This is a genomic window from Bartonella raoultii (genome assembly GCF_019659805.1).
GTDB lineage: Bacteria > Pseudomonadota > Alphaproteobacteria > Rhizobiales > Rhizobiaceae > Bartonella > Bartonella raoultii.
This window is the reverse complement of sequence record NZ_JAIFRO010000006.1, coordinates 1-22,195: the sequence shown is the minus strand read 5'-3', so window position 1 is coordinate 22,195 and position 22,195 is coordinate 1. Positions and strand designations below refer to the sequence as shown.

The window sequence follows — 22,195 nt, the reverse complement described above, 5'->3', positions numbered from 1 at the left end:
GACACCAAATGTAGTTAGCTCTACAAAAAATATTTTCAACCTAAGATGATAATAATTCTTCTCAACATTTTATTTATGTTGTAGAATAATTTTCTACTTTCCCCTTATGATTTATCACAAAAAATACATCAGCCCTTCCTCAAAAATGCTGTGCTAAACAATGGCATTTTGTACTGAGCACGTATGTCTCTTCTTTGTAACAGATCTAACACACTCTAAAAACCAAAGAATAAAACCGTAACTAAAAACGATAACGCATACCTAAAGCCCCTTTAAAAGACTGCTTCATCTTATGTCCTTTGATATAATGCGCTTCTGCATAAAGCTTTAATTTATCACTGACTAAACTGCTTAAACCAACTCCTAATTTACCTGCATTCCCAGACAGATCTGTCATAAATTGATGATGCTGATTAATCCTTGTGTGATTGTTCTCTTTATGCTCACGCAACCAAGCCCCTGTAATATAAGCGGTAGATGAAGTCTCCATGCAGCATCCAAATTCATACCCTAAAGATAATCCAACCTCACTACGCAAAGACGTGAAAGGATCTATTGAACCTGTCATACCATTCGAAAGTTTGATTTCTTTACCAGAAACTTGCAACCACCTAAGCTGTGTATAAGGTTGTAACCAACCACTTTGCGCCATCTTAAAACGATAACCAACCTCAAATGATGATCCTATAGCATCTTGATCATAATTTCCTTCAATAGCTAAACCATTCGTTGAAACTGCTTTTAGAGTATTTTGATAATGATTATATTTTAAAATACCATCCAAATACCATCCACTCTCATCAAAATAAGTCGCATAAGCGCCAACACTATATGTATTTATACGGCTGGTACCACCGCGTGCATGCGCAATACGGGCTTGATCATAACCACCAAAGCTACCAATAGAAAACTCGCCATGCGCCAATTTATTTAAAATACCAAGACCAAGTAATACACCTGTTTGATCAAGCTTAAAGTCTATATGATCTGCAGAAATACTTTCTTTACTCTTGATTGCATAAGTCCAAAGAGATGTCTTTTTCTTATTTTTATCTAAAAGTCCTCTTCCTGTACGCACAGCTTGCAACTCATTATGAAACATCAAGCCTGGGGTGACGGATAGAGATAACACTGCATCCGTAGAGGGCGTCGTTAAAAAGGTAGAAACGGATATTTCCTTATGCGCTTGTAGAGGAGAGGAATGCTCTTTACGTAGAGGACGTGCAACCATTTGAGCAGCTGTCAATGAGGCTTCTGTAGAAACAACAGTTGGTTCATGCCCATCAGAGCGCTGAGAACCATCCGCTAAATGTGATTGTTCTATAGATTGTTTTTTCGAAGACACGATAGTTATAGGAGCACAAGCAGAAGATTTTTGACGTAAATTTTGGCAGCTTGCTCTTCGATGTACCAATTTTACACTATATTCTTCTGAAATTGGAAGCGTTGAAAAAATAGAACCTTGTTGTTTTTTGTTTAAATGGCGAGGCACTCTACTCCTAGCTTCACCTTTACGTATAAATGGTACATTATCAATAAAAACTGCTGATAAATACCAAACCTTTCCACCTCTATCTTCATCACTTTTCTGTTTTAAGCCATAAGTGTAGGTTCCACCATCAAGAACTTGAATATTTGCACCAGAAAAACTTTTTAAAGTAAAATTGGCTCCTCCACTTTGGTCAAAAATTAAATCAAGATCCCTTAAAGAAGGTTCAACAATGTCAATACCAGAATCTGTAATATGTACCGTATGACTACCCTTACCCCTTTTAATAGAAAGATAATCACCTTTTTCTTCTGCAAGACTCACATTAAAATGGAAATCTATACTCCCTGAAAGATCATCAATAGAAAGCTGAGAGTAGTGTAAATTATTATTTTCAGAAGATGTAAAAATGGCCTTTCCTACACCGCTTAACTTCTCAATATGTATACTTTTATCATCAAACTCATTAGCGAGAAAATATAATTGTGCCTCTTCTCCATTTAAATCAATATTTTCTACTCTTGTTTTTTGATTTTCATCTCCAGCATCAAGATAAAGACGTCCAAAATCATGGACCGTTATTTCTCCGCCTAAAACCGCTCCAGCAGCTACCCATGAACTCGCCTCACTTTCAATCGTTAGATTTTTTACAAGCCCATCAGTAGAGACTTCTTGAATACCCCCTGCATGTAAAATCACTGTATCCGCTTCACCTCCTGCTAAAATATATTGCATACCACCTGCAAAAACTTCCGTATTGACAGCTAAACCACCGCTCTTTTCTGCAAAACTTTCATCATATGCAAACCATTTAGCAAGAATTTGTACGCCTCCTTCCATAATTTTTGTTTCTACAGCCATTCCATCATCGTACACCCTCTGGTGTCCCAATATTTTATCTTGTCCATGAATAGTCGTACTATAAACAGTGCTTCCTACCAACCCACCATTCACATAACTATCTCCAGAAACAAACTGGTCACCACCATAGATTTCAACTCCGATTGCTGTTCCTCCTCCTTCTACTCTTTGTTGCCCCCCTTCATAAACAATAGTATCCTCTGAAATTCCTTGCTCTCCAACGACCTCGGAACCACCACTCTCAACTGTCGTATTTTTACTGAAACCACCTGATTCAACATACAGTATTCCAGATCCCTGAACCGTATTGTTTATGGACTGTTTAAGAACAGTTTGCTCTTTATCATCAGAAATATAAACTACGTGATCATCACCAAGCAAAGCACTTTGCAGAATTCCTCCTCCTTCAATGATACTGAAATGAATAACATCAGAATTGATACTAAAATTCCGTGTAGACGTAGTATTTTCATCTTTTTTAGGAAATAGACTTGTAGAATCCTCTGTATGGGAAGGAGAATTTAAGAGAGAAGAGGTTGAATCTAATGTAGATAAATACCAGATCTTTTCCCCGTTATGATTTTTTATCTTTAAACCATAGATGTAGACTCCACCGTCGACACTACTCACCTCTTCACCAGAAAGATCTGTTAGAATAAAATGAGCATCTCCACTTTGAATATTAATCAAATCAAGCTCCAAAGCAAAATTTTGCGCTTGCAAAGGGGAATTGGCAATTTCAACACCAGAGTCAATAACGCTTATTTTGTGACTCCCAGAAGCTTTTTTTATAAGGAGATAGTCACCACGCTGCTCTATAAAATTCGTATGCAACAAAAAATGTAAATGACCTGAAAGCTCTTTAATTTCAAGTTGAGAGTAATGGGGATTCAATGCTGTAGAAAGAAAAATAACCTTGCCATGACCACTTAAATTCTCAATCAAAGAGCTATCGCCATCCATATTGGAAGAGATCGAGTACAATTTTGTATCTTTTCCGTTTAGAATAATTTTTTCTACTTCAGTACGCGATCGCTTAGCCCCAGCATAAAGGTAAATACGTCCAGAATCATTAACTGTTGTATTCCCTTCTAAGGTTGCACCATGATGGAGCCATGATGTTGCCTGCTCGTTAATCATTAAGTCCTTCACATATCCACCCAAATCTATGATCTGGAGAGCAGTTCCTTGTAAAGTAACGCCGATAGCTTCCCCCCCTGCTAAAACATATTGCTCTCCATCAGAAAAGACTTCTGTATCAAATGCAGAACTGATAGAATCCTCTTCATTAAGATCTCCTTCTACATAAAGATTTTGTATTCCTCCCTCCTTGATCTTTGTGCTAAAAACTATCCCACCATCGTATACATTTTGGTATCCTACTTCTTCACCTTCACCGGAAATAATAGTGTTATCAGCCCTACTTCTCACTCTCCTACCTTCAATCATAAATTTTCCGGATACAAACTGTTCTCCACCACGAATTTGTGTATCTTCAGCTTTTCCTCCATTCTTAATCTTTTGTTGTCCACCTTTGTTCACAACACTCTCTTGTGCAAGACCATGTGCTTTAATAACCTCAATACCGCCATTATCAATTACCGTATATAGACTTAAACCATCATTATAGACATAAAGCTTTCCACCATCACTAACCCTATTACGAATCGAAATTTCTCCATTGCTTTCCATTTTTTCACTGCGACTGTCAAAGCTAGGATCTACAATAAAAACAACTGTTCCTTTCTCAATTGTCCGTTCTGTGAGAACATCTAGAAATAAATCAGTTGATGGTTTTAAGTGAAAGTCTGAAAATAGAGGAATATTTTTCTCATCAAGAGCATAATTTGCCTCTAAATACCAAATCTTACCAGTCCCCTTCTTTTTTCTCTGTTTTAAACTGTACATATAGGCCCCAGCATCAATAGTTTTGATTTTTTCACCAAAGCCATTTGTTAGAGTAAAATGAGCATTTCCACTGCGATCATTAATTAATTTAAGCTTTTTATGGAAAGAGGATGCCATCTCATTCCCAGAATCGGTTACACTGATTGTGTGAGATCCTGAACTATTTTTTTTAATCAGAAGATAATCACCAAGCTGTTCAGCTAAGTTGATATTGAAATCAAAATGTAACTGCCCTGAAAGATTGTCAACATTAAGTTGAGAATAATACCTATCTGTTTCAGTATAAGTAAAAATAACTCTGCCACTTCCACTTAAATTTCCAACATCAACGTGAGGCTTTTTACCATTATCCTTAGTGGCAATAAGATAAAGCTTCGTGTCTTCTCCATTTAAAATAACATGTTCTACTTCCGTAACAGATTTGCCATTGCCAGCATAAATATAGAGACTACCAAAATCATTAATAGTGGTCTCTTTATCTAATATTGCACCAGCATATAACCATGATTGTGCTTGATGATTAATTGTTACAGTATCCGCATAGCCAATATTATACACTGTCTGAATAGACCTATCATATAAAGTAACTTCGCTAGCATTCCCCCCTGCAAAAATATTCTGCATACCATTTTTAAAAAGTTCGGTATTAAGTGCAAAAGCACCCTCATTTAATGTAAAATCTTCATCTTCTGTATCAATATTTTCTGAAAAATCATCCTGATTAAAGTTCTCCTGACCATCAATATTTTGTATCCCTCCTTGCATAACTTTTGTATCAACAGCCAGCCCACCACTATATACATTCTGTATTCCTGGCATTCCATCTTCAGCAGAAATCTCGCTACTATAAGCGCTACTTTCTTTAAATTGATCTCTTAGTAACCCCTTCCCATAAATAATCTGTTCACCACCATATATTTTTGCTCCCTCTGCATTTGCACCATTCTCAATAATTTGTTTTCCAGCTTTTTTAATAAGGGAATATTCTGAAGTACTCAAATTTCGAACGAACTCCACACCCCCACTCTCAATTACCGTATCCCGACTGACACTGGCTTCATCAATGTAGAGTTTTCCCCTATCTTGAACTATATTATTGATGGAATAAGCTGCATCCTGATAGTTGAAACTCTTTACTTTTTTACCAGAAGTTTCAGAATCATATTTAGTAATATGGACGGCAGTATCATCGCTTATTATTGAACTGGTTAATAATGTAAAGAAAAGGCTTTCTCTTTTCTCTCCCTCCTCTTCAAGTATTTTTTCTACTTCTGTTCTTTCTTTATTCCATATATGTTTTGAATTTTCTCCTTTTGCCTTTAATCCTCTTGCTTTTGATAAAAATTTTTCTGTTTCTTCCAAATGTTCATTTATAACGATTGGTATTAAGAGTTTTTCTCTTGGCGTGGTATCGCCTTGTGCACCTGCTAACATGGTAAAAAAAACACTGCTCATTAATACACAAAAACATACCTTCAATTTGTGTTGCATATCCAGACTCTATAATTTCAAATAGAACACTCTCTATCTTTAAAAAAGTGCATAGATAAAAACACTCCAACACAACCACCCAGTCTCATATTTTTAACAGATCAAACCATCCTATACGAACCTTATATGCCAAACATGACAATGTGTGTTTTTATTATGTACAATCAAAAAGAAATTGACAGACTTTTTACAACTATAAAGTGTTTTTATTGCGTCTATAAAAGATTTTTAAATTCTCTAGAAAGGCTCAAAATCTAAAAATCTCAGACTATTTTTGAAAGAGGTGCAAATCGTGTCTATGTTTAAAATAGAAATATAAAGTGAAAAACTTACATCATTTATAAAATAAATGTCTCGTTTTTATGACGATAAAAGAGTGTTTTTATTGTTTAAATTCAGCCGTATCTACAGTATACTTAAGCATATTTATTATGCTATATTCATCCTTTTAATATACAAGAATCATAATAATATCGACTCGACACTGATTTGAAATTTTTATATTTTTGCAAATTAGTTTCATAGTTTGATTTGTCATACACTGAAAGGGACATTCTATTCATGTCTATAAACTCAGAAATACAGGACATCAGTAAAAGAAATTCTCCTCGACGAATTTTATTTGCAAGCCTTATTGGCCCAACAATTGAATTTTTTGATTTTTATGTCTTTGCAACTGCCGCAGCTCTCATATTTCCCCATTTATTTTTTCCAACACAAAATGATCAGCTTGCTATTTTGCAATCTTTTCTCATCTTTGGGGCAGCCTTTTTTTCACGCCCCTTAGGATCAATTATTTTTGGACATTTTGGAGATAAAATTGGGCGAAAAGCAACACTCATTGCTTCCCTTCTTACTATGGGTTTATCAACCGTTATCATTGGCTTGCTTCCTACTTATGAAACAGTAGGATGGTGGGCACCTTTTTTCTTAACCTTATGCCGTATTGGACAAGGCATGGGATTGGGTGGAGAATGGGGAGGTGCCGTTCTTCTTGCAACAGAAAATGCCCCTCCAGAAAAGCGCGGCTGGTATGCAATGTTCCCTCAATTAGGTGTTCCAATTGGTTTATTCTTATCTATTGTTGTTTATCTAAGTTTGTTATACTTCCTCGAGCATGATGAACTTTTAGCATGGGGATGGCGTATCCCTTTTATTGCTTCAATTGTTTTTATGATTGTAGGATTATGGGTTCGTCTTTCAATCCATGAAACAGTGGAGTTCAAAAAAACGCTTCAGCGTAAAGAACGTGTCCAACTCCCTATAATAGAAGTCTTTTCTAAATGTCCACGAATTCTCTTTCTTGGAACATTTGCTGGTATAGCAACATTCATTTTATTTTATCTTGTTACAGCATATTTATTAAGCTATTCAACAAACTATTTAAAAATACCCTTTGATCAAGCTCTTAAAGTAGAAGCTATTGGTGCTATCTTCTGTGGAGTTTTTACCATCATCACTGGAAAACTTGCTGATCGTATTAAGCGTAGAACTTTGATGATTTTGGTCACAATCATTACTGGCATCTATTCTTTCGCAATTCCTTATTTTTTAAACTCTGGAATTATAGGTGTTTTTGCGATGTCTATCATTGGTTTATCAATTATGGGAATGATATACAGTCCTCTTGGTGCTGTTTTAGCTTCACCATACCCAACAGCAATTCGATATACTGGTTCTTCTATTACCTTTAACTTATCTGGTATTGTAGGCGCATCTCTTGCACCTTATATTGCAGAATATCTGGTACAACATTTTGATACTTCTTATATTGGTTATTATTTGTTTCTTGCCTCTTTTATTTCACTCATTTGCTTTGTAGGATTCACGGAAGATGAAATATCCAATTAGAAAATAATGCAAAAAAATAAAATGAATATTGGCGGCAAAAATGCCGCCAGTTTTATCTTTAATGGTATGGGCTGAGGAATACTCCACCACAATACCCCAGCAAACACTGTGCTAAGAAAAAAAAATAAAATATCTGCAATGTTGCTTATAGAATCTATAGGAAATATTCGTGATAAAATGTGCGTTGTCCCTAGCCATGAAACACACACAAAAGCCAACATTACAGCCCATATAATAAGTAAGATCCGATCAATTATCATCATCGTTTCATCCAAATATTTTGATTTTAGAGTATGTCTTTATTATCCAAGAGATAAAAATACTATAAAAAACAATAACTTTCTTTTATTCCTTTAACATTAGAAATATGGACTTTCTTATTTCTATCAATCTGGTAATCTTATAAAAATACAGATATTGCGTGTATCAAACTTGTTTTTTCCAATTACGATCTTCCATTTGTTGCCAATAAGTCAAATTATGATTTGCCATTTTATATTTTTTCCATTGTGTACGAATAAGATTTAATTGCTCATCATTTTGACCATCAAATATCACTACAAGCCGTTGATAAACATCAATATCTGAACAAATCGCTCCCTCTATAAGAAAGCGTATCTGTGAATTATTTGGATTTTCTTGTCCTGTTGTAAGGAATACAGGCTGGAAATTTGGATATTGATCACACTCAGTTCCATGTCCAATAAAGGATTCATCATCATAAACCCATAAACGCGAATCTATAGCATCACGTCGTTCTTCACTCACACATTGTATTGTTACCTTACCAAAACGTGTCAATGCACGCTCTATAAGTGTTGGTAAAATATCTTCTAATGTGGACTGCATTAAATGATAAAATAAAATGTCCACTCTTTTAACCTTTATCACTCTTTTTTTAAAAAAAGCCAATACTGTTTAGAAAAGCTTTCCTGTTTACAAAATAACAAGGAAATAAGGCATAATTTGAAATATATCCTTATTGCTCTGTATTACCTTTTTTTTTGTGTGTATTAAAGATAGAAAAATAAATCTCTATTTTAAACGCGTATTTTTATTTATTCTCTCACTATCCTATAACTGAGGAGGAGGAATGAAAAAGAATACCACGTAGTGGAATAGATTAAAGTTAACTAAAAAAGATATTTTTTTAATTATGGTTATATTTTAATTGCAGATAGTGTAAAATATGTCCTTAATCTTAACAATAAGGATGTTACCTAATCTATGCGTATTATTGAGTTGTACATCCTGAAACGTGTTTTTATTTTATTCAGTGCTGTCATGATTGCAGCAATCAGTATTAGTTGGACAGTGCAAATCCTTGCACGAATCAATTTTCTTACCACAAGTCAACAAACGCTATTGACTGTCTTACAGTTCTCTCTCTCATTGATTCCTTCTGTTATCTTTCTTGTTATTCCATTTGCCTTAGTAATTGCAATTACAAGTACTCTCTCCACAATGAATCAAGATTCAGAGCTTTCTGTCATCAACGCCTCTGGTTTTCCCCAAAGTACGGTTTGGAAACCAATTCTTCTTCTTGCTTTTTTTGCATCCTGTGTCTCTTTTTCTATAGCCAATTTTGTTGTTCCTCAAGCACGTCTTCATATGCGACAAATGCTCGCCAATGCCCATTTGGATCTTATTAATCTTTTAATCAGTGAAGGTAGCTTCCAAAGACTCACCAATAATCTTTACATAGAAATTGGCGAACAGAACCCTGATGGAACGCTCGGGCGTATTTTCATTGCTGATCAGCGTGATCCTAAAATTGATCTCTTTTATTACGCAAAAAAGGCATCACTTATAAAAAATACAAGTGGCAATTTTTTAATGCTCAATAAAGGGGAGATAGAAAGGATTAATCATGAAAATGATAGCGTTTCAATCGTTCAATTTGCTACATATACCTTTAGTTTGAACGAATTCATCCCTAACGATAAATCCCCTACTCTCTATCCTAAAGATAGACCTCTTTCTTATTTACTACATCCTAATCCAAATGATCCTTACTATCAACGCAAACCACTCCAATATAAAGCTGAATTTCACCGCAGGCTTACAGAATGGCTCTATCCAATTGTTTTTTCACTTATTGCATTAGCCGCTGCAGGAGATGTACGCTCCTATAGACAAGCGCGAGTTTCTGCAAACTTTTCGGCGATTTCTTATTCTTTGTTGGTTTATTGGATAGGATATTTTTTTACCCAAAAAGCAAAAAATAACCTTTCATATATCCCTTTTCTTTATATTACTCCAATAGGAGTGGGTATATTCACGTTTTTTATGCTTTTAACAAATCATAAAATTACTATTCCCACAAAACTCAACAAAATTATTCAAACTATTTTCCAAAAAATTGTCAATAAATTTGGGCATAAAAGACCTCACTCTCCCTCAGATGAGGTATCATGATTGGATGGACGCTTGGACGATATTTTTTTATACGTTATCTCAAAATAACTTGTTATTTTTTTGGGGGGATTTTTGTTTTGGCTCTTTTAATTGATTTTACAGAAAATTCTGGTCGATTATCTTCTCTTCCACACTATACAACAAAAGATGCATTTTTTATCTCCCTTTTGCGCATGCCGTTTATTATGCAACAACTTATTCCCTTTATTGCACTCTTTTCTGCAATGACAATGCTGATCTCGCTTAATCGAAAACTTGAGCTTGTTGTGACTCGTTCTATCGGTATTTCTGCATGGCAATTCCTCCTTCCTGCTTGCTTTGGAGCTTTTCTATTTGGATTATTTTCTATTCTTTTCATTAACCCACTCGCCGCATGGGGATTTTCTTACGCAGAAAAAATGAAGACAGAATGGCGCAATAATAATACGCTTACCTCTCTCCATACTCCTCCTAGCCTATGGTTAACACAACGTACAAACTTAGGCAGAACGACCATTGGTGCCAAATCTATCACCGATCAAGGTCTTTCTCTTCTTGATGCAACCTTTGTACAATATAACGATAATGCAACAGTCAAAAATTGGATTAATACGCAAAAAGCAACATTGACAAATGGTGTTTGGTTATTAAAAAATGGAACAATCTATAGAATAGGGCATCCTCCTGAAAAATTTACCCAGTTCCAAATAAAAACGAATCTAAAGCCCGAGTTTTTAACCGAACGTTTAGTAAAACCAGAGACTATTTCATTTTACCAATTGCCAAAAAAAATTATGATTGCGCGCTCATTTGGCTATTCTGCTAATACTTTTGATATGTATCTACAATCTTTGATTGCATTACCAGCATTACTTGTAGCAATGACTCTTATTGCAGCGACTGTATCTTTAAACTTTACCCGCTTTGGACAATCTAGAAATTTAATTCTTGGTGGCGTAATAGCTGGATTTATACTGTATGTTGTTTCCGTACTTGTTCAGGCTTTTGGTAACGCTGGATATATTCCACCAATAATTGCAGCTTGGATACCCGTTATTATTGCATTATTTTTAGGAATTTCTTTTTTACTTCATAAAGAGGATGGCTAAGTGAAAGCATTAACAAGTAAAAGAATGGTTTTAAAAACATTAAATGCACTCGCTATAAAAAGTCTTATAGGCTTTATCTTAAGTCTTTGTGTTTCCTATTTTGCGTACGCTCAAAATCCGATCAGCCCTCTCTTACTCTCTGCCGATGAACTTATCTACAATCACGATGAAAATACTGTTTCTGCACAAGGAAATGTTCAAATTGAATATGATGGTAATAAGGTTTTTGCCCAAAAAGTCACTTATAATCAAAAAACAGGAAGAATTATAGCACAGGGAAATGTTGAAGTTGTACAAAAAGATGGTAATAAAATTTATTCTAATCAAATTGATATGACTAAAGATTTTGGTGAAGGTTTTGTAAAAGCCTTACGCATTGATACAGCAAGCAATGTTCACTTTGCAGCAGAAAGTGCTACACGCAGTAAAAAACAAATCACAATCTTCGATAATGCCACCTACACAGCCTGTGAACCTTGCTCGTATAAACCAGATAGAGAAGTCTTGTGGAAAATTAAAGCAAGAAAGATTATATGGAATAATACTGTTAAAAAAATTCGTTTCGAAAATAGCCGTTTTGAAGTTTTTGGTGTACCAATTATACAACTTCCAACTTTTGAGATTCCTGATCCAACTGTAAAGCGTTCTAGTGGTCTTCTTGCTCCTCATTTTTTTTACACTGATTATCTTGGCATGGGTATCAAAAATTCTTACTTCTGGAATCTCGCTCCTCATTATGATTTTACACTCTCTTCTACTGTCTATTCGCAACAAGGACTCTTAACTGAAGGTGAATGGCGTCATCGTTTAAAAACGGGTAGTTACAACATTCGCTTTGCTCATATATACCAAATGAATCCGCATAATTTTGACAGTGATACAATTGATGCACAATATAAAAATCGCTATATGCTCGCAACAAAAGGGGATTTTCGTATTAATTCATACTGGACTTATGGATGGGATATTCTCTCACAATCCGATCGACATTTTAGTCGTGCCTATAAGCTTGAAAACTATAGTAATCCTATGCAGCTCTCACAGCTTTATTTAAATGGTTTTGCAAATCAAAATCACTTTGATATGCGTTTTTACCATTTTAAAGTTCAAGATTTAATATTGAATGATCCTCACTATGAACGCCATTCTCGACAAGCATGGGTTCTCCCCCGTATTGATTATTCTTTTACCCCAAATGAATCTGTTTACACTGGAAAACTTACCTTTCACAGCAATCTGCAAGCCATTTATCGTCGTCATACTGACTTCAATTCTATTGACTGGAATGGAAATCCTCTTAATTCTGCTCGGCTTTCTGGTATCGCCGGAAATAGTTTTCGTCTAACAAATGAACTAGAGTGGACAAAGCGTATCAACACATCTAATGGCCTGATATTAACACCTCTTCTCTCTCTACGCGCTGATATTAATACAACAAATACACGTGAAAACTATCTACTCTCAATAATAAACGATTCTTTATCACCTCTTCGTAGCTTTACCTTTCGTGGTATGGCAACTGCTGGTTTAGAATTACGCTACCCCTTTCTTATTACATTTGACAAATCTACACATATTATAGAACCAACAGCACAAATTTTTATACGTAATAATGAACAATATATAGGACAATTCCCGAATGAAGACGCACAAAGCTTTATATTTGACGCAACCACTCTCTTTCAACGTGATAAATTTTCTGGTTATGACCGTGTAGAAGGTGGAACAAGAGCCAACATAGGCCTAAGATATTCTGGAGTTCTTAACAAGGACTGGTCTCTTTATGGTCTTGTAGGACAATCTTTTCACCTTGCAGGAAAAAATTCTTTTGCGGAAAAAGATTTTGTTAATGTAGGTATTCATTCCAGTCTTGAAGCAAAACGTTCAGACTATGTTGCAATGTTTGGTGCAAACCATAAAGATGGTTTTTCTTTAGAAATGCGTGGACGTTTTGATAAAAAAACAGGAAGACTCCATCGTAGTGAAATTGAAGCATCACAAAAATGGAAAAATTTTGAAGCTGCTATACAATATGCCTATATTGCAAGCCAACCGGATTATGAATATCCACAAGAACGCCAAGAAATTTCTTTTCAAACAGGTATGAAACTTACGCATTCTTGGTCTATTAACAGCAACGCTGGTTATGATTTAGTATCTGGTACATTCATCAAACGAGGAATCAGTTTAAACTATATAGATGAATGTTTTGGACTCACATTCGGTTATCAGCAAATAACACATCTGGGGAAAAAAACACCTTTGCAAAATTTTAATTTCTCTCTTTCATTACGTACAATTGCAAATATAGGAAAAAAGATAAATTCAGATTTATAAAGAGAATGTATAGATGATTTAACTTATCATTGTTTTTATGAAAAAAAACGTATATTCTAAGTAATTGATGAGAATTGATTAACAATGCGAAAGCCTATTTACATGAACAAATTTAAAAAGTGTGTTCTTGCTTTACTTTATCTTGCATCTTTGAGTGTAAGCAATCTATTGATAAGTGGATTTTTTATTTCATCGCTTTTCGCACAGACTGTTATTGTTATCACAGTTAATGGTAATCCTATTACAAATTACGATATTCAAAGGCGTGCTTCTTTTCTTAAATTACAACAAAAACAAGGTAATTTGATTGAACAAGCTAAAAATGAACTTATCGATGAAGTGCTTAAAAATAGTGAAATAAAACGTCGTAATATCGAGGTTACCAATGATGAGGTTGAAAAAGCTTTTGACAATTTTGCAACGCAAAACAATATGTCTATTGATCAGCTCGATCAGATTTTGACTCAAAGTGATATTACTGTGCAACACTTTAAAGATTACATCCGTGGACAAATAGGATGGGGACGTCTTGTTAATGCACGCTATCAAGCTGAAGCAGGTATGATTAGCGAACAAGAAGCTGTTCGCAGAATATTAAAAAATGGTGGTATAAAACCTTCAACCAATGAATATACATTACAAAGAATTATTTTTGTCATTCCTGCACAGCGCCGTTCAGAGATCTTTGAAAGACGCTTAAAAGAGGCAAATCGTTTCCGCACACATTTTCAAGGATGTGCAAACAGCCAAAGGCAAGCAAGAGGCCTTTTAGATGTTACTATCCGTCACTTGGGAAAGTTTCTAGAGCCCCAGCTTCCTGTGGAATGGGAACAAGCTGTCCTTGCAACACCTGTTGGAAAAATGACTAAACTGCAAGAGACATCTCATGGAATTGAAGGGCTTGCTATCTGTAAAATAAAAAGAGTTTCTGATGATTATGTTGCTCGACTCATATTTTCTATTCAAGATAATAAGAAAAGAAGTCCGCAAGAACTTGAAAAATTAAGCGAAAAATATTTAGAAGAGTTACGTCGAGTAGCACGTATCCAAAAGATGTAATGACTGCGCTTGTCGTTAGTAGTGGTGACCCCGCAGGGATTGGACCTGAAATAGCTATAAAAGCATGGAGCTTGCGCTTTGTACGTAAAGTGCCATCTTTCGTTCTTATTGCCGACCCAGATGTTATTCGTTCACGTGCTCATTTCTTACAGATTGATGTTAAAATTGAATCTGTTTTAACAAATCATCTTGTGAAAAACTTTCAAACAGCTCTTCCTGTAATACCATTAAAAAACCGACAAACTCATCAACTGGGATCACCTTCAGAAAAAAATGCAGCTGGAATTATTGAAGCAATTAAACGTGGTGTTCAATTAACGCAAAATGGTCATGCAAGTGCACTCGTTACTTGTCCTATTGCAAAAAAAAACCTTTATGATGCTGGCTTTCAATTTCCAGGTCATACTGAATTTTTAGCTAATTTAGCACATCAAACCTCTCAGAAATATTATCATCCAGTTATGATGTTATCCGGCCCTCAATTAAGGACAGTACCAATTACTGTTCATATTCCATTCAAAGAAGTTCCCTCACACCTTACTCGTGACTTAATCATTCAAACGGCATTCATTACTGAAAATGACTTAAGAAAGCGATTTAAAATAACTTCTCCACGTCTAGCTGTTTCTGGTCTTAACCCTCACGCTGGAGAAAACGGAGCTATGGGAAAAGAAGACCTTGAAATTATCACTCCTGCTATTGAATATCTTAAAAAGAAAGGTCTTGATGTTATTGGCCCACTTGCCGCAGATACAATGTTTCATAAATGTGCAAGGAAAACATATGATGCTGCTCTTTGCATGTATCATGATCAAGCGCTTATCCCTGTTAAGACATTAGATTTTAGTAATACTGTTAATGTCACATTAGGACTACCTTTTATTCGGACTTCTCCAGATCACGGAACTGCTTTTGATATTGCTGATAAAGGAATTGCTTCTCCAGAAAGTTTTATTGCTGCTCTTAAACTTGCACATCAACTTGCAGAAAATAGTTTGATATCATGAAAATAGATAATCTCCCGCCTCTACGTGAAGTTATTGATGCATATGGGTTGCAAGCTCAAAAATCCTTGGGACAAAATTTTCTTTTTGATCTGAATTTAACCTCTAAAATTGCTCATCAAGCAGGAAATATAGAAGGAAAACCCGTTATTGAAATTGGCCCTGGCCCTGGAGGTCTTACGCGCGCTTTACTTGCAAAGGGGGCCATTGTCACAGCAATAGAACGCGATGAGCGCTGTATACCAGCTCTTTTAGAGATAGAAAAGCACTATCCACAAAAACTAAAAGTTATTTGTAATGATGCACTCAAACAAGATTTCTCAATACTCTTTGAAAAAAATCCAGAAAAACCACGTATTATTGCAAATCTTCCCTATAACATTGGAACACAACTCTTATTAAATTGGCTTTTGGCTGAACCGTGGCCCCCTTTTTATGCATCAATGACATTAATGTTTCAGCGTGAAGTTGCCAAACGTATTACTGCTCGTCCTCAATCTTCTCACTATGGACGTCTTAGTGTCTTAACAGGTTGGCGCACTACTGCTAAAATTATCTTTGATGTACCTCCTCAAGCCTTCATACCAGCACCCAAAGTAACTTCTTCCGTTGTCCATATTATTCCACGAATACTACCTCTGGCTTGTTCTGCACAAAAATTAAGTCTTGTCACAAAAACTGCTTTTGGACAAAGACGAAAAATGCTTCGTCAAAATCTTAAAACACTTGGAGGAGAAGCGCTTTTAGATAAGGCTGGAATTGATGGGACACGCCGCGCAGAAACACTTTCAATTTCCGAATTTATAACTTTAGCGAATTTAATGAATTAAAAAAAATTTTCTTATTACTTCTTCTAAAAAGATAAAAATATTAATTAACTTTTTCTGTAATAAGTCCGTCAATAAAAGATTTAAGAAACAAACATCGTTCACGCTTTACTGTTTCTGCTAAATAAATCGATTTAATCAGTGAAATCGATTTATTTAAATCCTCATTAATCACCACATAATCATAAGAATGCCAATGCTGTAGCTCTGTTCGAGCATTCTCCAATCGTAAATTAATCACATCTTGACTGTCTTCTGCCCGACGATTCAAACGCGAAATAAGCTCTTTCATGGATGGAGGCAGAATAAAAACAGATACTGTATCTCCTGGCATCTTTTTTTGAAGCTGTTCGGTACCTTGGTAATCAATATCGAATAGCATATCTTGACCAGAACTTAATACACTTTCAACACTCTTACGTAAAGTTCCATAATAATTTCCATGAACTTCTGCCCATTCAATAAATTCATCTTTATCACGCTTATATTCGAACTCTTTTTTTGAAATGAAGTGATAATGAAAGCCATCCACTTCACTAGGACGTTTTTTTCGCGTTGTCATACTTATAGAAAGCTCTAATTTTATATCTTGCAGAAGCAATCGAGAAAGCGTTGACTTACCAGCTCCTGAAGGTGAAGAGAGAATAAATAAAAAACCGCGACGATGCTCTGCTTTTTTAGCACTCCATTCACTTTTAAAGAATATCGTCATACTATTCTACTTTTCTTAAACTTTTCATAATTGTTCTACAATTCCCCAATGACTATTTTTGCTTTAATGCACGCCACTTGCGAACATTCATATTATGCTCCTCCAAAGTTCTAGAAAAAACATGTCCTCCCGAACCATCAGCAACAAAATAGAGTGCATCACTTTTTGGTGGATGTGCTACTGCTTTCAAAGAATCACGACCTGGATTTGCAATGGCTGTTGGTGGCAAACCATTAATTTTATAAGTATTATATGGTGTTTCTTTCTCAAGATCTGAACGATAAATTGCACGATCTTGTGGTTTTCCTCTTCCACCAAAGAGACCATAAATTACTGTTGGATCAGATTGAAGACGCATATGTTTTGCAAGGCGGTTATAAAACACCGCTGCAATTTTCGGTCTCTCTTCTGCAATTCCTGTTTCTTTTTCAACAATAGATGCCAAGATAACAAACTCATTAACCGATTTGATGGGTAAATCAGGTGAGCGTGTATTCCATATAGCATGAACTAATTTTGTTTGCCCTTCACGCAACCTGTTGATAATTTCTTGACGTGTTGTCCCCCGAATAAAACGGACCGTATCCGTCATTAAACTACCTTCTGGAGGTAAAATTTCTGGAAGATTCCCCACCAAAATTTCATTAGCTGCCAATCGATCAAAAACCTGTTGAACTGTCAAACCTTCTGGTACTGTAAATGTATATTCAATGGATTTTCCTTTTACAAGGATATCCATAATATTCTGCATCGAAGCATGCGCTGGAATTAAATATTCACCAGCCTTAAGATGTGTTGTTTTTTGATGATAACTAACGCCATAAACAAAAATATCCGCTGATCGAATGAGTCCTTTTTTTTCAAGCAATAAAGCAATTTCACGAATTCCTGTTCCAGGGTGAATCAGAACAACTTGTTCTTCCTCAGCTGTTCCCTTTCCTTCAAAAATATTTTTGCCAATATAAAGAGGAATACTAATGGCCACAATAATAACCACGATCAACATCAGAAAAAAATGACCGAGAATGACTAATGGATTACGGGCTACAGATGATTTCTTTCGTTTTCTATATACTAACATCTCACTATTATCTGCTAAACGATTCGAAGAAGAATCACTAACGTCCTTTCGTGGTTTTCCATTTTGCACATCGGACATAATTATTAACCTCAATCGCTTTTAGGTAAAATACTATGATTTTTCTCTCAACCCCTATAATAAAGTATAAAAACTCAGAAATACAAAAATAAATAAAAAGCTTATTTCCCTGTGAAACGCTGCATCACCAAAGAAGCATTTGTTCCTCCAAACCCAAAAGAATTAGAAAGAACTGTATCAATCTTTCGTTCTCGAGGTTTATGTGGAACAAGATCAATTTTTGTTTCTATTGATGGATTATCAAGATTAAGTGTTGCTGGTGCTATATTATCCCTTATAGCTAAAATACAAAAAATAGCTTCAGCGGCACCAGCAGCACCAAGTAAATGCCCTACAGATGATTTTGTTGATGACATAGACACTTGCGATGCATAATACCCCAAAACACGCTCAACAGCTGCTAACTCTATAACATCAGCCATAGTTGAAGTTCCATGGGCATTAATGTAATCAAGTTCACTTATATTTACTTTTGCGCGATTAAGAGCAGCCATCATACTACGTTGCGCGCCTTCACCGCTTTCAGAAGGTGCTGTAATATGATAAGCATCACCTGATAAACCATAACCAATAATCTCAGCGTAAATACGAGCACCACGCTTTTTTGCATGTTCAAGCTCTTCCAAAACGACAATTGCTGCTCCCTCCCCCATCACAAATCCATCACGATCCGCATCATACGGACGTGATGCCCGTTCAGGTTCATCATTACGACAAGTAGAAAGAGCTCTACAAGCAGAAAATCCCGCAAGAGATATGCGGTTTATTGGAGATTCGGTTCCTCCAGCCACCATAACATCTGCATCACCAAATGCAACTAAACGTGCTGCATCACCAATTGCATGTGCACCTGTTGAGCAGGCTGTAACAACAGAATGGTTTGGACCGCGCAAACCAAATTGAATGGACACATAGCCAGAAGCAAGATTAATTAAACGCCCTGGAATGAAAAAAGGAGAAACACGTCTTGGCCCTTTATCACGAAGTGTATAACCGGCCTCAACGATCCCCTCAATGCCCCCAATACCCGAACCAATTAAGACACCTGTACACACCTGATCTTCATCATTTTTAGGAAACCACTCAGCATCTGTAAGTGCTTGTTTGGCAGCAGCCATTGCATAAACAATAAATGCATCTACTTTGCGCTGTTCCTTAGGCTCCATATACAAATCAGCATTATAAGTACCATTTGTTCCATCTCCTAATGGAATACGTGCAGCAATCTGACATGGTAAATCAGATACCTCAAACTCAGTAATACGCCGGACCCCACTTTTTCCTTCAAGAAGTCGTTTCCAACTATATTCGACATCACCAGCTAATGGAGATACCAATCCTAAACCAGTAACAACAACACGTCTCATAACTTCTAACCTTGAACCAAGATTTACCCCTCAAAGCTCTTTTTTACAAAAGCCTTTTTTAATATAGGCAAAAGCAACTTATGCCTTTGCCTTTCAAATTATGTAGAGGCTTTATCAATAAACTTCACTGCATCACCAACTGTGAAGATCGTCTCAGCTGCTTCATCTGGGATCTCTATACCAAATTCTTCTTCAAAAGCCATCACCAACTCAACCGTATCAAGGCTATCTGCCCCTAGATCATCGATAAAGCTTGCATTTTCTACAACCTTATCTGCATTTACCCCAAGATGCTCCACTATAATTTTCTTAACGCGCTCTACTGTATCACTCATGTTAAAATCCTCGAATTTATAATTTCCTATAATTTGGTTAGCTATATCGGGTTATCTAATCAAGCAATAGATATATTACTTTTAAAGATTCTAGCAGCGATTTAAAACATCCTGTGGATATCCCCTACAAAATGAATCAATCTGAACATTTCCGACATAAATCGATCACTGTCCCTGTTAAAAAAATAGACACTTCTTTCTATTTCAATCGTTACTATCTAAAATAACATGACTTATAAATCAATGTAGAATCAAGCAAATACTTAGATCATTGCCATTCCACCATTAATATGGAGCGTTTGACCAGTCACATATGCTGCTTCATCGCTCGCTAAATAAAGAGCAGCAAAAGATATGTCTTCCCCCGTTCCCATACGTTTTGTTGGAATCGCAGCCATAATAGTTTCTTTTTGTTTTTCATTAAGTTTATCGGTCATAGCAGATTTAATAAATCCTGGAGCAATACAATTAACTGTAATATTTCGTGAAGCAATTTCTTGCGCTAATGCTTTAGAAAAGCCTATCAAGCCTGCTTTTGCAGCACAATAATTTGTTTGTCCAGGATTTCCGACAACACCAACAATAGATGTTATATTAATAATTCTTCCATAGCGGCGACGCATCATAAAATGCGTCAATTCACGTGTCAAAATAGAAGCAGCTGTCAGATTAACCGCTAAAACATCATCCCAATCTTGATCTTGCATACGAATAAAAAGACCATCCCTAGTTATTCCCGCATTATTCACCAAGATATCAATTCCATCCATTTCTTTTTCCGCTGCTTCTGCTAATTGTTTAATGGATTCACGTTCAGAGAGATTAGCAGGAAAAACAAAAACATCCCTTCCTAAATCGGTAGCTACTTCTTTTAGCTTATCTTCACGTGTTCCATGAAGACCAACAATGGCCCCTTGTGCATGAAAGCAACGTGCAATAGCTTCACCAATTCCTCCAGATGCTCCTGTTATAAGAGCTTTACGACCTGTCAATTTAAACATTTTTTTAACTCCTTATAGATTAAACACCAAGCCCCTTTAGCGCTCCTTCTATATCTTCAGAGGTTTCGATTGTTAATCCCTTTATATCCTTATTAATACGGCGTGCTAAACCTGTTAATACTTTTCCAGATCCAACCTCAAAAAGTGTATCAACCCCATTAGTACCCATCCACTCTATTATTTCACGCCATCGCACCCGTCCCGTCACTTGTTCAATAAGAAGTGTTACAATACGTTCTGGATCACTTTCTGGCGCAACTGAAACATTGGCAATAAGCGGCACAATAGGTATTGCTTTGCTAACAGTCAAAAGTGCATTCTTCATGGCATCAGCAGCAGGCTGCATTAATGCTGAATGGAAAGGTGCAGAAACAGGAAGAAGAATCGCACGTTTAGCACCTTTCTCTGATGCAATCTTTATTGCTGTTTTAACTGCTTTTGCTATACCTGAAATAACAATTTGTCCCCCGCCATTATCATTAGCAATTTGGCATAATCCTTCTTCTGAAACAATTTGACAAATTTCCTCTACATTTTTCTCATTCAAACCAATAAGTGCGGCCATAGCTCCCTCACCAACTGCAACAGCCTCCTGCATGGCATTTCCACGAATACGTAAAAGCTTTGCTGTATCCGTAAGACTAAATGTACCAGCTGCACAAAGCGCAGAATATTCCCCTAAAGAGTGCCCTGCAACAAACTTTACCTTTTCTTTTATATTAAGCCCTAATTGCTCCATCACACGAATAACAGCCATAGATACAGCCATTAATGCTGGTTGAGCATTTTTTGTTAGCATCAAAACATCTGCCGGTCCTTTGAAAATGATATCTGATAGCTTTTCGCCTAAAGCATCATCAACTTCTTCAAAAACCAACCGCGCAGCAACAAATTGTTCTGTAAGCGCTTTGCCCATACCCACAAGCTGGCTTCCTTGACCTGGAAAAATAAAAGCTGGCACCATCATTGACTCCTAAATTGTGCAATTTAATTATCTCTTTTTGATCTTATTCATCAGCACAAATCAAGACAAAGTCTCTTATTTAGAACAGATATCTCTCGTAAAATTATATTTAAGGGTGGAATTTGATGAATATTTCTATAACATATAAGTTATTATTTATATTATCCTTTTTTAAGGTACGGGATATTTAAATAAAAAGTATGGGAATAGGATTTTCGAATATATAGCTAAAAAGCACTTCCTTTTTTGCTAACTGTCTCCAAGAATTTTTTAAATTCTACTAAGTCTTGTGATGAAAAACTCTCTAAACTTCTAACAAACATA

At 35.9% G+C, this 22,195-nt stretch carries 16 protein-coding genes; 7 read left to right on the top strand and 9 right to left on the bottom strand.

Annotation, left to right across the window (positions count from 1 at the left end; translation table 11 throughout):
* Nucleotides 1-241: 241 nt before the first annotated feature.
* Complete coding sequence (gene bafA / locus K3248_RS06240; RefSeq protein ID WP_220717531.1) at nt 242-5,749, bottom strand: BafA family autotransporter; 5,508 nt, start codon at nt 5,747-5,749, stop codon at nt 242-244.
* Between the two features lie 561 nt (nt 5,750-6,310).
* On the opposite strand from bafA, the gene K3248_RS06235 reads away from it, so the two are divergent.
* On the top strand, nt 6,311-7,600 hold the full coding sequence (locus K3248_RS06235; RefSeq protein WP_220717530.1) for an MFS transporter: 1,290 nt from the start codon (nt 6,311-6,313) through the stop codon (nt 7,598-7,600).
* On the opposite strand, the gene K3248_RS08800 is transcribed toward K3248_RS06235, so the two are convergent.
* Nucleotides 7,597-7,860: a hypothetical protein gene (locus K3248_RS08800; protein WP_246588311.1), complete on the bottom strand. Its 264-nt coding sequence runs from the start codon at nt 7,858-7,860 to the stop codon at nt 7,597-7,599. The two genes, K3248_RS06235 and K3248_RS08800, sit on opposite strands and share 4 nt — an antisense overlap.
* A 166-nt stretch (nt 7,861-8,026) precedes the next feature.
* Nucleotides 8,027-8,473: a DNA polymerase III subunit chi gene (locus K3248_RS06230; protein WP_220717529.1), complete on the bottom strand. Its 447-nt coding sequence runs from the start codon at nt 8,471-8,473 to the stop codon at nt 8,027-8,029.
* A 354-nt stretch (nt 8,474-8,827) separates the two neighbouring features.
* On the opposite strand from K3248_RS06230, the gene lptF reads away from it, so the two are divergent.
* The 6 genes from lptF to rsmA all read left to right on the top strand — a co-directional run bounded on the left by lptF (nt 8,828) and on the right by rsmA (nt 16,336).
* Nucleotides 8,828-10,018, top strand: a complete 1,191-nt coding sequence (lptF, locus tag K3248_RS06225) for an LPS export ABC transporter permease LptF (protein WP_220717528.1) — start codon at nt 8,828-8,830, stop codon at nt 10,016-10,018.
* Nucleotides 10,015-11,106 carry an LPS export ABC transporter permease LptG gene (gene lptG / locus K3248_RS06220; RefSeq protein ID WP_220717527.1) on the top strand — a complete coding sequence of 364 codons (1,092 nt, stop codon included), beginning with the start codon at nt 10,015-10,017 and terminating at the stop codon, nt 11,104-11,106. The genes lptF and lptG overlap by 4 nt, the downstream gene beginning before the upstream one ends.
* Complete coding sequence (locus K3248_RS06215; RefSeq protein ID WP_220717526.1) at nt 11,107-13,443, top strand: LPS-assembly protein LptD; 2,337 nt, start codon at nt 11,107-11,109, stop codon at nt 13,441-13,443.
* A 102-nt stretch (nt 13,444-13,545) separates the two neighbouring features.
* Complete coding sequence (locus K3248_RS06210; protein WP_220717525.1) at nt 13,546-14,502, top strand: SurA N-terminal domain-containing protein; 957 nt, start codon at nt 13,546-13,548, stop codon at nt 14,500-14,502.
* Nucleotides 14,502-15,509 carry a 4-hydroxythreonine-4-phosphate dehydrogenase PdxA gene (gene pdxA / locus K3248_RS06205; RefSeq protein ID WP_220717524.1) on the top strand — a complete coding sequence of 336 codons (1,008 nt, stop codon included), beginning with the start codon at nt 14,502-14,504 and terminating at the stop codon, nt 15,507-15,509. Before K3248_RS06210 ends, pdxA begins: the two co-directional genes overlap by 1 nt.
* Nucleotides 15,506-16,336 carry a 16S rRNA (adenine(1518)-N(6)/adenine(1519)-N(6))-dimethyltransferase RsmA gene (gene rsmA / locus K3248_RS06200; RefSeq protein WP_220717523.1) on the top strand — a complete coding sequence of 277 codons (831 nt, stop codon included), beginning with the start codon at nt 15,506-15,508 and terminating at the stop codon, nt 16,334-16,336. The genes pdxA and rsmA overlap by 4 nt, the downstream gene beginning before the upstream one ends.
* A gap of 40 nt (nt 16,337-16,376) precedes the next feature.
* Here rsmA and gmk read toward each other — a convergent pair whose 3' ends face one another.
* The 6 genes from gmk to fabD form a co-directional block, all read right to left on the bottom strand.
* On the bottom strand, nt 16,377-17,045 hold the full coding sequence (gene gmk / locus K3248_RS06195) for a guanylate kinase (protein ID WP_220717522.1): 669 nt from the start codon (nt 17,043-17,045) through the stop codon (nt 16,377-16,379).
* Nucleotides 17,046-17,097: 52 nt separating this feature from the next.
* Nucleotides 17,098-18,204 (bottom strand): endolytic transglycosylase MltG, encoded by a 1,107-nt coding sequence (gene mltG / locus K3248_RS06190; protein ID WP_220717521.1) that lies wholly within the window; start codon nt 18,202-18,204, stop codon nt 17,098-17,100.
* 101 nt (nt 18,205-18,305) lie between these two features.
* A complete protein-coding gene (gene fabF, locus K3248_RS06185) occupies nt 18,306-19,571 on the bottom strand; it encodes a beta-ketoacyl-ACP synthase II (RefSeq protein ID WP_220717520.1) in 1,266 nt (421 codons plus the stop codon).
* A gap of 98 nt (nt 19,572-19,669) precedes the next feature.
* Nucleotides 19,670-19,906: an acyl carrier protein gene (locus K3248_RS06180; protein ID WP_220717519.1), complete on the bottom strand. Its 237-nt coding sequence runs from the start codon at nt 19,904-19,906 to the stop codon at nt 19,670-19,672.
* A gap of 263 nt (nt 19,907-20,169) precedes the next feature.
* Nucleotides 20,170-20,907: a 3-oxoacyl-[acyl-carrier-protein] reductase gene (fabG, locus tag K3248_RS06175; protein WP_220717518.1), complete on the bottom strand. Its 738-nt coding sequence runs from the start codon at nt 20,905-20,907 to the stop codon at nt 20,170-20,172.
* A gap of 19 nt (nt 20,908-20,926) precedes the next feature.
* The gene (gene fabD / locus K3248_RS06170) at nt 20,927-21,871 is read right to left on the bottom strand and encodes an ACP S-malonyltransferase (RefSeq protein ID WP_220717517.1); all 945 of its coding nucleotides are present in this window, start codon (nt 21,869-21,871) and stop codon (nt 20,927-20,929) included.
* Nucleotides 21,872-22,195: the final 324 nt, after the last annotated feature.